The following is a 15,098-nucleotide window of genomic DNA, read 5'->3' as shown; positions in this document are numbered from 1 at the left end:
TCGAGCGGGGGATCGGCACCAGAGGGTTATACCAACGCCACATCCGCCGCAGTAACAGCGTACTCACCGTGCCAAGGTGGGAGATGGGTCCAGAGTGCCTCTGAGTACCCCAACCGCCAGGCATGGAGCATAAGTCCTGTTTTTTGCGAAGTCTGCCCGTATTTCCGGTCGCCGACCACAGGCAGTCCCCGGTTGGCCGATTGCACCCGTATTTGGTGCTTGCGACCGGTTTCCAACTGGATCGCCACCAAGATTTCCCCGAGACTGTTGCGGCGCAGAGGCCGCAGATGCAGGATTGCCTCCTTACCCCCTTCCGTACAGCACATTTTCTCACCGCGGTCGGTGTGACAAATCTCAATTCGGTCACGCCAGGTATGCCACCCCGGACCCACGTCATCTCCAGGAGCCAACCAGGCCAGATAGTCTTTCTGGACCTCGCCGCGCTGCCAGGCCTGTTGTATGATTTGAAAGACATCGGCGCGCTTTGCGACCAGAATGATTCCTGAGGTGTCTTTATCCAGGCGGTGGACCGGTTGGGGCGGCCAAGGGGTTTCTGGATATGCTTTGGCAAGTTCGCGCACCAGACTGGCGCCGTGTTTGCTGCCCGGTTGGACGGGAAGTCCGGCCGGTTTAGCGAGGACCAAAAGCGTCTCGGTTTCCGCGATCCGCTCGAGTTTGAGAGCGGGCGGGGGCCCAGGAGAGGATGCGGATTTGAGCGTCGCCTGGGGCGGTAGGCGGAGAATCTGGCCCGGCTGCACCCGGTCGAAGGGCTTGGTCCGCTTTTTATCGACCCGAACCTGTCCGGTGCGAATCCATTTCATGAGCGCACTGCGAGGGACCTGGCCGTCGAGGCGGTTTTGCAGCACAGACAGGACCTTGCTGTTGGCTTCTTCAGGAGTGATTTCGAGAAATTGGGGCGGACTCATGGGAAATGATGCCGTTTGAATCGTCTTTAGGGCTAAAAACTGTTCGGGAGATACAGGGCCAGACTCGGGAAAAGGGCAAGAATGGTGAGACAGAGGAAAAAAGCCGGGGCAAAAAGGGCTGTTCCCTTGTACACATTGCCAAGCGGTGTCTGACCCACAGAACTGATGATAAAGGCGTTGACCCCTACGGGAGGGGTGATGGCCCCCAAAGTGGTGACCATAGTGACCAGGACAGCGAACCAGAGAGGATCAAAACCCAACGTTTGCGCAGCCGGGAAAAAGATGGGCAGTGTGATCAGCAGCAGGGCCAGAGCGTCCATCAAGGCCCCCCCGATGACATAGATCCCCAGAATGCACAACAAGATGCTCGCCGCGGGCAGTTCCAATCCCGTGACCCACTGAGCCAGGGCAAAGGGGAGGCGGGTAACGGCCAGAAAACGACCGAAAATAACCGCCCCGATCACGATGGTCAGGATCATACAGGAGATCTTGAGCGTGTCCTGGACTGCCGCCAGAAAATCAGGCCATTTCAGGCGGCGCGTGAGGCAGCTCAAGGCCAGTGCCCCGCCTGCTCCGGCAGCTCCGGCTTCGCTCGGAGTGAACCACCCCCAGAACAGCCCCCCCATGACCAGTCCGAACAGGATGAGCATTTCGATTGAACCCGGTAAGCTCGCCCCTTTTTCGCGCCAGGTGGTCGGCGGACCGGCCGGGGCCATGTCAGGCCGGACGCGACAGGCGATCACAACCGTGACCAGAAACAGCAAGGTCAACAACGCCCCGGGGATCAGTGCGGCCCAGAACAGCTTGCCGATGGGCTGCCCGGTCTGCAGACCAATTACGATAAGGATCACACTGGGCGGAATAACGACTCCCAGGGTGGAGCCTGCGGCCACCGTGCCGCTGCCCAGGACCGGGTGGTACTTGTATTTATCCATCTCAGGCAGGGCCACCGTACTCATGGTCGCCGCGGTGGCGGTATTCGAGCCCGAAATGGCGGCAAAGCCGGCGCAGGCCAGGACTGTGGCCACTCCGAGGCCGCCACGTATAGGCCCGAACCAGGTGAAGGCGGTGTGGTAGAGGCGCTTATTGACCCCACTGTGAAAACAGATCTGTCCCATGAAAATAAACAGGGGAATCACCGTAAAGCCGTAGGAAGAAAAGATTTGCCAGGTTTCGGTGCCAGCCATGCCAAGCGCTGCCCGGAGGTTGATGGCCATCCAGAAGCCGGCAAACCCTACGAGGGCCAGCGCAAAGCCGACCGGCAAGCGCAGGACAAAAAGGAGGGCCAGCAGGGCCACGATGCCGCAGAAGGCCAGAGCCAGAGGGGACATCAGCGTTGCTCACGAAGTATTGCGGTTTCAAAGAGCAGGACCAGAGCGAGGCATGCTGTTCCAAGGGACACGGCCAGGGGGAAAATGGCGTAATTCAGGCGCAGTGTCTCCGAGACCTGGCCGCTATGCCACAAGGAGAAGGCCAAGAGCCCGCATTGCCAGCTGATGGCGCCAAAGAGCATAGCGGAGCAGAAAAGGCCGAGTCTGTCGAGAAGGCCACTGAGCCGCCTGGGCAGCCACCGGGCCAGGAAACCGATTCGGATGTGCCCTTTTTCAATCTGGGTGATGGCCAGAGCAAGGGAACCGGCCACAGCACCGAAATAGCCCATGAGTTCATAGGTGCCTTTGAGGGGGATTCCCACGGCGCGACCCAAGATATTGGCACAGCCGATGCCGACCATGAGCAGCAGGGCGCCACCGGCTATGACCATCAGGGCCGAGGAAATCCTGTTCAGCAAAGAGCCGTTCATAGCGGCTATTCCCCTTTCGCCTCAGCTTTGTCCAGACGGGCGCTGATATCGCGCAAAACCGCTTTGGCAGGAAGTCCTTTGGCCGAGGCGTCCTGGACCCATTCCTCAATGAGTTTGTCGAGCTTGGGTTGGACGGCTTCCAATGCAGTTGCCGACAAGGCGTGGGTGGTCAGACCGTGTTCCTTTTGGGCCCAGGCGAGCGCTTTCTGGACGTGATTGTCCATATACCGGCCGGTCCAGGCCGCCTGTTCCGGTCCAAGCTCGTTCAAAATCTTCTTGGTTGACTCGGGCAAATCCTCCCAAACCCGTTTGTTCATGATCACGGCAAAGGGATAGACCTGGAGATCGGTACGGGTCACGTGCTGGCAATAGGCGGCGAAATTGAGGTCTTTAAGGACTTCCAGCGAGGAGAAAAGGCCCTGGACAACACCTTTTTGCAAGGCCTGAGGGGTGTCCGGCATGGGCATGGAGACCGGGGTGGCCCCCAGGGCCTCGAGGATGCGGGACGCGGTACCGGAGCCACGCAATTCCACGCCCTGGAGGCTGGCCAGGTCGGGAAGCGGTTTTTTGCTCATGATATTAGAGGGGGCTGAGGTGAACATGGTCAGGACTTTGACCTTGTCGAACTCTTCGGGGGAATAGCTGGTAAAGAGATCCCACATGAGGGTACTCGCGGTTTCAGCTGAAGGAAGCCCGAGTGGCAGTTCCATAACGGACATCAAAGGAAAAAGACCCGGCTGGTAGGCCAGGCTGATGCAGCCGATGTCGGCCTGACCGTATTGGACGCCACGCCAGATCTGTTTGGCCCCGAGCAGGGTGCCACCGGGGAAAGTCTCGATGGTCAATGCCCCGTCGGTGCGTTTTTCGACTTCATCGGCCCAGCGCTCCATCTGAACGCAGGGAAATGTGGGGGCGGGAGGAAAATTGGCATAGGTCAATGTGGTGGCTGAGGTAGAGACGGCAGTGGTCCCCAGGAAAACCATGAGGAGCATCAGTGACAAGGCGATACGGCGTTGCATATGGGTTCCCCTCGTGTTGCAGGTCAAAAAAAGGCCGCAGGAAACGGTTTCCTGCGGCCCAGAGAAGCGATGGATTCCTACAATATCAGCGGCAGATTCCAGCCAGGCCACAGGATACACGCCACCATTGCCACCACCAAGCAGTGGATACGGGAGCGAGAAACGTGTGGCTGAATTGAGTCCTGCGCATGCTTTATGCCTAGTGGATGGTCTCTTGGTTTGTCAAGCGGGAAAGGGGATTGGTCGGCCTCTTGCAGGCGGTGTTCGCACGGGAGCGGACACTGGACAGGCCTTTTGACACCGTGGCCAGGGAGGTATAACAGCCCCAATCAACATGAACGCCCCTGGGGTGCGGCCCCTGTCCCGGTTTTTTTACGTTGCATGAGAGCCAAGGATCGTTTTGTGTCTGTGCCTGTGCGGTATTTTCGTCTGGTTTGCACACCGGAAGAGCAGCAATATGTGGACGGTATGCTGGCGGCAGAGAGATTTGCCGCCTTGCAGGAACCGGTGTTTTCTCTGGCCCGCCGTTTGTCGGAGGGCCCCTATGCCCTGGGCCGCTGTGTGGCGGCCAGATTCGGCCGGGTCTATATCCAGGACAAGTCGTCGATGGTGCCTCCGCTCTGTCTGGCCCCGGAACCCGGGGACACGGTCCTGGATTTGTGCGCCAGTCCGGGGAGCAAGACCGGGCTTCTGGCCCAGCTTGTCGGACCGCAAGGGGTCGTCCTGGCCAATGAACCCAACACGAGCCGGCTGGAAACGTTGCGGGCCAATATGCGCCATCTTGCCCTGCCCAATGTCCTCACGGTCTCGGAACGCGGTGAGGACTTGCCCCTCGCGCCTGAGACCTTTTCGCATATCCTGGTCGACGCCCCGTGCAGTGGCTGGGGGACCGCGGCCAAAAATCCCAATGTGCGCCAAGTCTGGCATGACGGCAATGTCCACGGCCTGGTCGAACTGCAGCGAAACCTTCTGCACAGAGCTGCCCATCTGGCAGTGCCGGGCGGTCGGATCGTCTACTCCACCTGCACCACCAATCCCCGGGAAAATGAAGAACAGATCGCCTGGGCTGTTGAGCACCTGGATCTTGTTGTGGACCCGTTATCGCCACTGCCCTCGGTGAGTTGCGCCCCGCAGGGCCTCAAGCAGGGGGTGTTACAGGTTCAGGAGGAGGCCTCGGAGAGCCAGGGATTTTTTGTGGCCCTGCTGCGAAAGAAAACTGCCGGCCAGCACTCCTTCCAAGAAACGGCTGCCTGGTCGGAGCTCGCTCCCAAAGGCGAGGAGGTCACGGCTGAAGTCCTCCGCCATCTTCCCAGTGAGTCGGCAGAGCATCTTCGCTATGGACGGGTTTTCGCCTTTGGGGAGAAATTGATCTATGCTTCAGACAAGGCGCGTTCGGTTCTCGCCCCGGGCCTGCGGTGGCAAGGGGCGTACGTCGGGCGGCGCAAGAAGGGGGGGATCCTGCTCGATCCCCGGGCCAGATGGCTCCTGCCTGCGGCTCCCGGCCCCCTGGGCGTGGATGTCGACACCCTCGCTCCGCTGGAGGCGCTTTTGAGGGGGCAGCGGCTGCCGCATGCCGAAGGGGGGAAACGGGTCGGTCTGTACTGGCGCGGCTTGCCCCTGGGCTGGGGGACAGTCAAAGGACGGCAGGTCTTGTGGACAGAGCGCTGAACAGGCGAGTTTGAACGTTTTGCAGCTTTGCTGCCATTGAAAGCATTTCCCACCCTGTTAGGCCCAGCAGATTTTGAACACTAGGTGAAGAATGCCGTCCTGACACGAAAGAGGAGTGTGGCTATGGCTGGTCTGCAACGCCGGTTTCGCCGGCTTTTCCATGCCCACAGTGGGCGCACGGTTCTTGTCCCTCTCGATCACGGGCTGACTGAAGGTCTGTTGCCGGGCTTGGAGCATACGTCGGCTTTTGTGGATCATGTGGCCCGCCATGCAGCAGTCCAGGGGGTCGTCCTGCATCAGGGAGCGGCCGAGGTTTGGGGCGCTCCGCGGCTGGCCCTGGACCAACGTCTTGTGGTCCATCTCTCAGGCGGGACGCGCTATGCCGAGCCTTCGTACCGCAAAACCGGGGTCTGCTCTGTGGATCAGGCGCTTCGCAGCGGAGCGGACGCTGTTTCCGTCCATGTGAATATCGGCAACCGCTTTGAGGGAGAGATGTTGTCGGATTTGGCCGCCGTGCGGGAGCGGGCGCATTCTCTTGGCATACCAGTGCTGGCGATGCTGTATGCCCGCGGACCGGCTGTGGCGGACGATCAGGATCCGGAATTGATCGGGCATTGTATCCGTGTCGGCGTCGAATTGGGGGCTGATGTGGTCAAGGTTGGATTTGGGAAGGATCCGCACGCCTTTGCTGCGCATGTCCGGGCGTGCCCTGTGCCTGTGGTTATTGCCGGAGGACCGGCCCAGCCAAACTGGTCAGCGTTTCTCGATATGGTCGCAACAGCTTTGGACTGCGGCGCGGCTGGCGTTAGCATCGGACGCAATCTTTTTCAGCATCCTGCCCCTGGACAGGCCATCGGGGATCTCTGTCAAATGGTCCACGGGCAAGCAGGGAACGACTGCCATGGCTAAACCTCCACTGTTTGCGCCGCGCTGTATAGGGACCTGCCGGTAGTTCTTACCCTTCTTTGCTTGTCGGTCTTCTCCCCTTAACGCTCTGAGTTGCCTTGGCGTTTCATCTTCGCCAGTTCATTGTTGTAAAAAGCGATCACTTCCCGCCGTCTGAGCATGCCGAGAAGATGGTTCGGGTTTTGGACATCGACGACGGGCAGACAGTCGAGGTTCTTTTTGGTGAATTTGGTCATCACCGTGCCCAGGTCCTCATCCGGGTTGGTGGTGATCAGGTCTGTCGTGGCAATGTCCTTGACCACAACCAGGTCGTCGACCTCCGGAGCAAAAAGGATAGTTCGGATATCGCGGTTGGTGAAAATGCCGCTGAGTTCATTGCGGGTATTGACCACAGGAAAGTAATCCTGGGTGGTGTCGGAGAAGAATTCTTTGAACTTGGCAAACGACATGCCCTCGGGAACGGTCACGAACTTGCGGATTTGACCGAGCAGATCGCGAACGCGGAAGGATTGGAGGACGTCCACGAAAAACTCGCCCGCATGGGCCGGAGACTGGAGCTTGTTGGCGTATTGTTCGACATAGATGGTCACCTTCTGCGCCAGGATCTGGCACAGGAAACAGACCAGGAGGCTGGGCAGAAGCAGGTGGTAGGACCCGGTCATCTCGCTGACGAAGATGATTGTCGAGACCGGGGTGTTGGACACCGCGGTGAAGAAACCGGCCATGCCAACGATGATGAAGGCGCCGGGGTCGATCAGGCCCGGAAGGAGCGCGTCCACTGTTTGCCCCACTCCGCCGCCCAACGCGCCGCCAATGACCACGGATGGTCCGAAGACGCCGCCACTGCCGCCGGAGCTGATGGTGAAGGACGTGGTCAGGATTTTGCCCAGGGCTACGCCGAGCAGGAGGGCAATGCCGAGTTCTCCATTGATCGCCTGTTGGACGACCCCGTAGCCGAAAGCCAGGGTCTGGGGCAGGAAAAAGCCGATGCCCCCGGTGAGCAGACCGCCAATGGCCGGCTTGAAGTGGTTTTTGATAGGGATTTTGGCAAACAGCGCGTGAACGCCGTGGAAGCATTTGACGTACACGAAGCCCCCGGCCGTCAGAACAAGGGCCAAAAGAGCGTACGGCCCTAGTTCAAGGGGATTGGTGAACGTGAAATTCGGGGCGTGGAAGAGGGAGCCCCAGCCGTAGACAAGGCAGAAAATACAATAGGCCACCGCCGAAGCGATGCCAGCGGGAATGATGACCTCCGACTCGAATTCCGGTTCACGGTAGAGCACTTCAGCCGCAAACAGCGCCCCGGCCATGGGGGCGCGAAAGATACTCCCGACACCGGCCGCTACCCCTGCGGCGAGCATGATCCGGCGCTCGCGTTCGGACAAGCCGAGCTGATTGCCCAGAAATGAGCCAAATCCGGCCCCGATTTGGGCGATCGGGCCTTCCCGCCCTCCGGAGCCACCAGTGGTCAAGGTAATGGCCGAGGCCACGGTCTTGATGATCGGTACCCGGCCCCGGATCTGTCCGCCTTTGTTGTGGTAGGCGTCGATGGCGCTGTCGGTACCGTGGCCTTCAGCTTCCGGGGCGTAGGTGTAAACCAGCCAGCCACTGACCAGTCCGCCCAGGGCCGGGAGGAAAAGTAAAATCCAGCGGGAAAAGGGGGTGTCTGTCGGGGGCAGCAAGGCATGCTCGCCAGCCGGAACAGGTGGACGATATCCGGCCAGGCCGTCCAGAAAAAAGTGCATGCCCAATTCGCAAAGCGTGTGGAACAGGATGGAACCCAGTCCGGCAATGACTCCGATCAGGATGTACACCAGGAGCCATTTTCCAGTGCGTTTCAGAGGCGAGGTTTCAGTAGTAAAGGTCAGGGTTTCACGCACGGTCCGGAGTATATCCATGGGCCGCTCACAATTCTTTTATGGCTTGAAGAGCCTTTTTATAGGCCATAAAGACATCCTCCCTGGCCAACAGCCCGAGAATGCGTCTGGGGTCCTCTGGAGAAACGACGGGAATCTGCCCCATATCCGTGTCCACGAATTTGAGCAGGGCGGTGTAGAGATCGTCTTCAGGATGCAGAAGAACCGGATTTCGCGCAACATCTTTCGCAAGCAACAGTTCGCAGAGACAATCCTCGAACAGGACCCGGCGCAAATCCTGAACCGCAACAATTCCGGTAACGAGCCCCTTCTGATTGCAGACCGGGAAATAGAGCTCGTTGGAGTTGGTGATCATTTCAGTAATTTCTTTGAAGGTGGTCGACTCTTCCATGGTCGTGACCTGGCCGCGTTGGTAATAGTCCTTGACCTGCAACCCTTCGAGGACATTGATAGTCGCGTCGTCGATGTGGGCCGGAGAGTCGAATTTATTATCGACCTGGTTTTCATACAAAGAGATATTGCGGTTGACGACCAGGCAGACGGCAGAAGCGAGCATGAGCGGGGCCAAAAGCCCATAGCCCTGGGTCAGTTCGCAGACCATGATCAGTGGGCCGATGGGGGCATTGGCCACGCCGGCGAAAAAGGCGGCCATGCCGACCAGGACATACCCTCCGGGCTGGCTGACGATCCCGGGATAGAAATTGTGGGCCGTGTAACCGACCATCCCCCCGCTCATACCGCCCACAAAGAGGGCTGGAGCGAACATCCCGCCGCTCATCCCCGAACCGAGGGTGATGGAAGTCGCCAACGTTTTGCCGACGAGAATGGCCCCCATGAAGCCGACCGACAATTGGCCGACCATAGCCATTTCCAGCCAGCCATAGCCACCGCTTAAGAGTTGGGGAAACTGCATCCCCAAAAGGCCCATGAGCAATCCGCCAAGGGTCGTGGTCCAGACCAGTCCGACCTTTTTCTTGATCTGTTCGAAAACGGAGTATTTGATGGCAAAGAAGGTGCGTACGTAAAACCAGCCGGTCAGGGAACAGACCAGGGCCAGGGCCGCATAGAAGAGCAGTTCACGAGGATCGTTGAAGGAAAAGCGGGGGATGCCGAAAATGGGGTCGGTGCCAAAGACCAGGGTGAACAGGGTATAGGAGACGACGGAGGAGATAACCGCGGGGAGCAGGGCTTCCGTTTCAAAGTCTTCGCGGTAGATGACTTCAATGGCTGTCAGGGCGCCGCCCAGAGGGGCGCGGAAGATGGCGCCCAGTCCGCCGGCAGCCCCGGAGAGCAGGAGGATGCGGCGCTCTTTGGCTGTCAGCCCCATTCTGGTCGACAGCCAGGAGCCGAAGCCAGCTCCCATCTGGGAGATGGGCCCTTCCCGGCCTGCTGAGCCGCCCGAGGCGATGGTCAGAATTGCTGTGCCGCTTTTGATGAGGGGAACAACCGGCTTGATCAGTCCGCCCAATCGGTGAAAGGACTTGATCATGGAGTCGGTGCCGTCGGTCCCGTTGGCGTGGGTGTCGGGAATCCATTTGTAGACCAGCAGCCCGGTGATGAGCCCCACGCCCGTAGTGAAGACGGGAATCAACCAGGGCCGACTGGGGCCGGCATGACCGTGGAAAAGTTCTTCGCCTGCCGGAGCCGGCAGGGACATCCCGGCCAGTTTGGTCAATAAGAGGAAGCGAATACCTTCTACACCGGCAAAAAAGACAATGGCACCAGCTCCGGAAAGCACGCCAACCACGATACCGAGTAAAAGAAGGCGGACCGTGTTCACGGTCCGATACGTTTTTATGGCCTCATGCCAGAGACGGCAAAATGGGCGCATGAGTATCACGGGATATCTCCGTTGCTGTGGACAACAGCTGCAAAGCAAAGAGCGGGTTCATAGGTTGCTGCGTCTTCGCGTCCGAAGGACACGAAAAGGGGACCCAAGTCCAAAAACACAAGCCAGACCAAGCAGGCAGGCTACAAAGCGTTGGCCGGACGATCAAGAAGTTCCCGCCCGGACGCGATATCCTGGTAGATTTGTTCCATCAATGCGTCCAAGGAGTCGAATTTGCGCTCAGATCTGAGGCGCTCGACAAAATGGACCCGCAATTCGCTACCGTAGATGTCCTTGTTGAAATCCATGATATGGACCTCAACCGACAAGGCGTCATTGCCAAAGGTCGGGTTGTAGCCGATGTTGGCCACTGCTTTATGGATTTGGCCCTGGAATTCGGCCCATACGGCGTAGACTCCTGGCTGTGGGGCCAATTCATCAATCAGTTTGAGATTTGCTGTGGGGAACCCAAGAAGACGCCCACCACGGTTGCGCCCCTCAACGACACTGCCAACGACCCGGTACCATCGGCCGAGAAGGGGGCGGGCTTCGTGGACGCGTCCTTGTTCAACCAGTTCCCGGATCCGGGTCGAACTGATGGTATCCCCGTTTTTTTGGACCGGACCGATTTGTTCGGCTGTAAATCCGTATTTGGTCCCCAATTCCTGGAGCAACGAGAAGTCCCCGCGACGTTTTTTGCCGAAGGCGTAGTCGTAGCCGATAACAAGGTGTTTGAGGTTGAGTCCTTTGATAAGGAAGGTGAGGACAAATTGCTCCGGCTCCATCCCCGCCATTTCACGGGTAAATGGGAGACAGAGCAGGTAATCCAACCCCAACTTGTCCATGATCTCAATTTTTTGGTCCGTAAGAGTGATAAACGGGGGGGTCTTGCCCAGGATAACCCGCAAGGGGTGTGGGTCAAAGGTGACGGCCACACTGGGCAAACGGCTGTTCCGCGCGCTGTCCATGACCCGTCTGAGCAGGGCCTGATGACCGAGGTGAACCCCGTCAAAGTTGCCGATGGTGGCGCAGGACCCTTGGGCCACATGGGGTTGGATGTCGGTCAGACTTCGAAAAATATGCATATATATCGTCCACTTGGTCTCTGTTATACAGCCCGTGGCAATGTGTTCAGTGGCAATCAGCGCCGAAACCCATTTCCGCGTGTTCGGAAAAAAGACCCGCTTCAACCCTGGGCGATTCGCCCGCCGTTTGTCTGGGGCATTGAGGCCCAGCGGGAGGGGAGGTTGCTCTTTCGGCGTGAAGGCATTCCGTCCTGAAAAGAGCCCTTTTACGTATCCCAAAACGAAGCGCGTCGCAAGAACGGGCCTTCTGGGAAATTAATAAAACATTTCAGATCGTTAAATGTACATATCGAGTTATAAGATCCAAAAAATTGGTGGAAGTCTGAAAAAAGGGGTTGCCAACCGGGCCTGATTTGGATACATCTTTCTCCCGCTGCCGAAGTGGTGGAATTGGTAGACACGCTAGGTTCAGGGTCTAGTGGGCACCAGCCCGTGGGAGTTCGAATCTCCCCTTCGGCACCATCCCGCTTTCGTACGGGAAAGCGCTTCCATGCGCCGAGGTAGCTCAGTCGGTAGAGCAGGGGACTGAAAATCCCCGTGTCAGCGGTTCGATTCCGTTCCTCGGCACCATGAATGCAAAGGGGTTACAGCTTAAGCTGTAACCCCTTTTTGCGTTAGTCTCCGCGGTCATTTTCGGTTGCTACACCGGCGACCTGTGAGATGAAACGCTTGGCAATACTCCCCAGTCGGCTCGCCGTTTGAGAGCGACTCCCTCTCCTGTCCCTATTCCACCCGTCTTGGCCCTTGATTCAAAGCGGTGCTTCTCCTTATCCGTCCAGCCCGAAGAGAATAGGCATACTCACCTGGAGGGTGACGTCCGGTGCGTCCTCGGAAAGCCCGGTGCCCAGGGAAACGCTGATACTGCGCTGCGGTGAGAGGGCGTAATTGGCGCCAAAATAGAGAGTGCTGACATTGAGATCGCTTCCGTCTATCCCTTCCCCATTTTGTTTGGTTTTGTCATAAATACGCTGCTGGTAAAAGATGCTGCTGGAGAGTCGTTCATTTAAAGCGTAGGCGAGGCCAAAGCCGTATTCTATGCTATCCCCTGGTTCTATTTCGCCAATGTCATCGCCAATATCTCGCTTTATATTATAGTAATAATTTAAAGAGGCAAAAAGGAGAGCAGGGTCGCTGCTTTTCGAGGCTGTTAATCCCCATGACACTCCCCAATGACCACTTCCTGTGGGAAGTTCTGTGGGATCATCGTCATCGTCTGTTTCCAGGTCATACGGATCTTGGCCGGTTCTGCTTTTGACTCTGGTGTTTATGATTAAATCCGGAATCGCGCCCCGTTCACGAAGAACCTGGGTATAAAGCGCAGCTTCTATATCTCCGAGGTTCGCGTCAGTTATGATTTTTTCGTCGTCATCATTGCTATCTGAAGTGATACGGTCACGTCTATATAAAAATGGAACTTTAATATCAAGTTGGAGATTCTTTAAAAGTCCTGCTTTGAAGTTCATATACGGCATGATGACATCTTTTTTTGAGTCTTCAGTTTGAATTCTTCCTAAGACAATAGCCTCAAAGATCGTGAAACCACTGATGGAAAGTCGTGTCCGTGATGTATGGGAGTACTGTATGCCGGGCTCCCAAATAAATTGACCAGGATCCAGGAGGGCTCCTCCCTGTTCGATTTCTGTTGTTTCATCCTTGGGAGAGGTTGTGGAGTTGGATTGTCCATAGACAGGGGAGATCGATGTCCAGAAAAAAAGGAAGCAGGCGATGTAAATGGTTGGTTTTATAACACGCAACATACCAAGCCCTCCATAGGTTGAAGTCCAGAATGGTCAAAATCACTTTTGAGAAATCAAGGCGGAGTTGTATTCTTGAATAACTTCTTCTGTGATATCGGTAGATTCTGGATAAACAACTATTCCGCACCCATTGGTTTCGAAGACAAAGGTCAACTTCATCTGTTGCGCTATGCGGTGAACGATGCCCTGTACGTCACGATTTATTGAGTTTGTCAATGCGGCATCTCTTTTTTGGAGTTCGCTGCGGTATTGCGAGCTGAGGCTTCGGTACTCATCAATCTGTTCATTTAATTGCTGTTGCAGTTTTTTCCGCTCACCATTGTTTTTTGGGGCATCTTGCAGCGCTTTTTGGGCCTTTTCGATGTTGTCACGCTTAGATCGCAGGAGGGCGTGCTGGGATTCAACAAACTGGCGCAATTCTTGTTGGGACTGCTTGCCAGCCTCAGAACTGCGAATGATTTCCTGCAGATCAAAAAAACCAATTTTTGCCTGTGCCAGAGCCAGTTGAGGGGCGAAGCATAGAACAAGCAAAAAAGCGGGGAGACATTTTTTCAGCATAGAACCACCCTCCTATCAGGTCGCTCAAGCCTTCCCAATGGCAACAAAACTGCAATATGTTCCAACACGTACCTTTGCATGTATACGCTGTGATCTGGAACGTTGTGTCGCCAACTCTGTGGGTTTTGTGAACAACCTGTGTTAAAAGGAATTTTTCAACAGTCAGCCCTCATAGAAGTCCGTACTCCCGTGTCAGTTTGTACAATGTCGGTCTGCTTATGCATAACCTTTTGGCAGCCAGGCTTTTGTTCCAACTGCATGCATCCAGCGTTTCAAGGAGGGTCGCTTTGTCAATTTTCTTTTTCCGTCCCTCATTTTGGGCGCCCAATGACGTGGGTTGGGATGTATGGAGCCCCAGATCTTCCGTGCTAATAGTATGCGAGTCGGCTATGACGACTGCCTTGCGGATTTTATTGATCATTTCACGGATATTGCCGGGCCAGGCATAGTCGTTGATGGCCCCAATCGCCGTGCTGGAAAAGACCATGGGGCGACCGGAATTGTATTTTTGACTGAATTTGTTGAGGAAAAATTTGGCGAGGATGGTCTTGTCGGCGCCGCGGTCCCGCAGGGCGGGAAGGGTAATGGTGAAGGCGCTCAACCGGTGGTAGAGGTCAAGTCGGAAGGTGCCGTTGTGGACTTTGCTTTCAAGGTCCTGGTTGGTGGCTGCCAGGATGCGGATATCAAGTTGTCGGGGGGTATTGGAGCCGAGGCGTTCAATGGTCCCTTCTTCAAGAAAGCGCAGGAGCTTCGCTTGAAGGGATTGGGGGAGGTCTCCGACTTCATCCAAAAGGATTGTGCCTTCGTCAGCGTGCTCAAATTTGCCGTGGCGGGTCGTGTGCGCGCCAGTGAACGCGCCGCGTTCGTACCCAAAAAGTTCAGCCTCGAGCAAAGTTTCGGGAATGGCTGCACAGTTGATGACGATAAATGGTTTCGATTTGCGGTCACTTCGTTCGAATATAGCTTTGCTAGCGAGCTCTTTACCGGTTCCGCTTTCGCCAAGAATGAGAACGGGGAGGTCGGTGGCGGCGACTTTGCGGATTTGTGAAAAGAGATTCAACATGGCTGGAGAGGTCCCTACGATCTCCAATTGTGCGGTTGTGGGCTGCACACTGAGTAATTGTTTGTCGAGGGAAGAGAGAATAGACCAGGCTTTGTCGCAATCAACATTGTGCAATCGCCAACTGATGCGTTTGAGGAGCGTTCGACAGACGTGGTCATTGAGGTAGGCGGGGTCGTAAATGTTCAAGCTTAACTGGGTATGAGGGCAGAAAAGACTTCCACTGGCGTGGGTTTGGCCGCAATAGGGACAGTAATTGTGGTTTTTGTGTTCGTAGTGTTTTCGTACTATCTCAATTATTTTTTGCGCATTTTCGACTGAGTCGTAATAAAAAACAACTATAGCCTGATTTTCTTTTTTAAATTTTACATAAGCCACAATTTCAATATTTGGAAAGTCTTCAAGCTTGAGAGTAAAATAGTCATTATTGAATGGGAGGGTGTTGAATACTAGTTTGGCCCCTCCCAAGCTTATATCGATTATCTTCACCGGGTAACGGCTTTCACAATCATCGCAATGGGGTGGCGAGAATGCTTGAGCAGCTAAATTGCATTCACAGCGAATGTCAATTCTATGCATCAGATTTCGCTCCGTGCTCTGCTTCTGATTTAAT

At 56.2% G+C, this 15,098-nt stretch carries 12 protein-coding genes and 2 tRNA genes; 4 read left to right on the top strand and 10 right to left on the bottom strand.

Annotated elements, in window-relative coordinates:
- Positions 1 to 26: 26 nt before the first annotated feature.
- The 4 genes from DRET_RS12330 to DRET_RS12315 are packed head-to-tail and all read right to left on the bottom strand — an operon-like array spanning position 27 to position 3,746.
- On the bottom strand, positions 27 to 926 hold the full coding sequence (locus DRET_RS12330; RefSeq protein ID WP_015752875.1) for an RluA family pseudouridine synthase: 900 nt from the start codon (positions 924 to 926) through the stop codon (positions 27 to 29).
- A 32-nt stretch (positions 927 to 958) separates the two neighbouring features.
- Positions 959 to 2,257, bottom strand: coding sequence for a TRAP transporter large permease (locus DRET_RS12325; RefSeq protein WP_015752874.1), 1,299 nt, complete (start codon positions 2,255 to 2,257; stop codon positions 959 to 961).
- On the bottom strand, positions 2,257 to 2,727 hold the full coding sequence (locus DRET_RS12320) for a TRAP transporter small permease (protein WP_015752873.1): 471 nt from the start codon (positions 2,725 to 2,727) through the stop codon (positions 2,257 to 2,259). The genes DRET_RS12325 and DRET_RS12320 overlap by 1 nt, the downstream gene beginning before the upstream one ends.
- A 5-nt stretch (positions 2,728 to 2,732) precedes the next feature.
- Positions 2,733 to 3,746: a TRAP transporter substrate-binding protein gene (locus DRET_RS12315; RefSeq protein WP_015752872.1), complete on the bottom strand. Its 1,014-nt coding sequence runs from the start codon at positions 3,744 to 3,746 to the stop codon at positions 2,733 to 2,735.
- A gap of 402 nt (positions 3,747 to 4,148) precedes the next feature.
- Between DRET_RS12315 and DRET_RS12310 the strand changes: the two genes are divergently transcribed.
- A complete protein-coding gene (locus DRET_RS12310) occupies positions 4,149 to 5,414 on the top strand; it encodes an RsmB/NOP family class I SAM-dependent RNA methyltransferase (RefSeq protein WP_015752871.1) in 1,266 nt (421 codons plus the stop codon).
- Between the two features lie 123 nt (positions 5,415 to 5,537).
- On the top strand, positions 5,538 to 6,323 hold the full coding sequence (locus DRET_RS12305) for a class I fructose-bisphosphate aldolase (protein WP_015752870.1): 786 nt from the start codon (positions 5,538 to 5,540) through the stop codon (positions 6,321 to 6,323).
- 77 nt (positions 6,324 to 6,400) lie between these two features.
- Here the strand turns inward: DRET_RS12305 and DRET_RS12300 are convergent, their stop codons facing one another.
- From DRET_RS12300 to DRET_RS12290, 3 genes are all read right to left on the bottom strand, one after another.
- Complete coding sequence (locus DRET_RS12300; protein WP_015752869.1) at positions 6,401 to 8,218, bottom strand: chloride channel protein; 1,818 nt, start codon at positions 8,216 to 8,218, stop codon at positions 6,401 to 6,403.
- 7 nt (positions 8,219 to 8,225) lie between these two features.
- Positions 8,226 to 10,028 carry a chloride channel protein gene (locus DRET_RS12295; protein WP_041282062.1) on the bottom strand — a complete coding sequence of 601 codons (1,803 nt, stop codon included), beginning with the start codon at positions 10,026 to 10,028 and terminating at the stop codon, positions 8,226 to 8,228.
- Positions 10,029 to 10,168: 140 nt separating this feature from the next.
- Positions 10,169 to 11,110: a bifunctional riboflavin kinase/FAD synthetase gene (locus tag DRET_RS12290; protein ID WP_015752867.1), complete on the bottom strand. Its 942-nt coding sequence runs from the start codon at positions 11,108 to 11,110 to the stop codon at positions 10,169 to 10,171.
- Between the two features lie 375 nt (positions 11,111 to 11,485).
- Between DRET_RS12290 and DRET_RS12285 the strand changes: the two genes are divergently transcribed.
- A tRNA-Leu gene (locus DRET_RS12285) sits at positions 11,486 to 11,572 on the top strand.
- Between the two features lie 32 nt (positions 11,573 to 11,604).
- Positions 11,605 to 11,680, top strand: a tRNA-Phe gene (locus DRET_RS12280).
- Between the two features lie 197 nt (positions 11,681 to 11,877).
- Here the strand turns inward: DRET_RS12280 and DRET_RS12275 are convergent.
- The 3 genes from DRET_RS12275 to DRET_RS12265 form a co-directional block, all read right to left on the bottom strand.
- The gene (locus DRET_RS12275) at positions 11,878 to 12,867 is read right to left on the bottom strand and encodes a transporter (RefSeq protein WP_015752866.1); all 990 of its coding nucleotides are present in this window, start codon (positions 12,865 to 12,867) and stop codon (positions 11,878 to 11,880) included.
- A 39-nt stretch (positions 12,868 to 12,906) separates the two neighbouring features.
- Positions 12,907 to 13,425, bottom strand: coding sequence for an OmpH/Skp family outer membrane protein (locus DRET_RS12270; RefSeq protein WP_015752865.1), 519 nt, complete (start codon positions 13,423 to 13,425; stop codon positions 12,907 to 12,909).
- A gap of 169 nt (positions 13,426 to 13,594) precedes the next feature.
- On the bottom strand, positions 13,595 to 15,064 hold the full coding sequence (locus DRET_RS12265; RefSeq protein WP_015752864.1) for a sigma 54-interacting transcriptional regulator: 1,470 nt from the start codon (positions 15,062 to 15,064) through the stop codon (positions 13,595 to 13,597).
- Positions 15,065 to 15,098 lie beyond the last annotated feature (34 nt).

Origin of the sequence: Desulfohalobium retbaense DSM 5692, assembly GCF_000024325.1 — a bacterium.
GTDB lineage: Bacteria > Desulfobacterota > Desulfovibrionia > Desulfovibrionales > Desulfohalobiaceae > Desulfohalobium > Desulfohalobium retbaense.
The sequence above is the reverse complement of the archived record's forward strand: the minus strand, read 5'-3'. Positions and strand labels throughout refer to the sequence as shown.

Bases quoted from the DNA above. Each gene is read 5' to 3' on its own strand.
- DRET_RS12315 (WP_015752872.1), bottom strand. From the start codon at position 3,746: ATGCAACGCCGTATCGCCTTGTCACTGATGCTCCTCATGGTTTTCCTG.
- DRET_RS12275 (WP_015752866.1), bottom strand. From the start codon at position 12,867: ATGTTGCGTGTTATAAAACCAACCATTTACATCGCCTGCTTCCTTTTT.
- DRET_RS12330 (WP_015752875.1), bottom strand. From the start codon at position 926: ATGAGTCCGCCCCAATTTCTCGAAATCACTCCTGAAGAAGCCAACAGC.
- DRET_RS12270 (WP_015752865.1), bottom strand. From the start codon at position 13,425: ATGCTGAAAAAATGTCTCCCCGCTTTTTTGCTTGTTCTATGCTTCGCC.
- DRET_RS12295 (WP_041282062.1), bottom strand. From the start codon at position 10,028: ATGCGCCCATTTTGCCGTCTCTGGCATGAGGCCATAAAAACGTATCGG.
- DRET_RS12265 (WP_015752864.1), bottom strand. From the start codon at position 15,064: ATGCATAGAATTGACATTCGCTGTGAATGCAATTTAGCTGCTCAAGCA.
- DRET_RS12300 (WP_015752869.1), bottom strand. From the start codon at position 8,218: ATGGATATACTCCGGACCGTGCGTGAAACCCTGACCTTTACTACTGAA.
- DRET_RS12305 (WP_015752870.1), top strand. From the start codon at position 5,538: ATGGCTGGTCTGCAACGCCGGTTTCGCCGGCTTTTCCATGCCCACAGT.
- DRET_RS12325 (WP_015752874.1), bottom strand. From the start codon at position 2,257: ATGTCCCCTCTGGCTCTGGCCTTCTGCGGCATCGTGGCCCTGCTGGCC.
- DRET_RS12320 (WP_015752873.1), bottom strand. From the start codon at position 2,727: ATGAACGGCTCTTTGCTGAACAGGATTTCCTCGGCCCTGATGGTCATA.
- DRET_RS12290 (WP_015752867.1), bottom strand. From the start codon at position 11,110: ATGCATATTTTTCGAAGTCTGACCGACATCCAACCCCATGTGGCCCAA.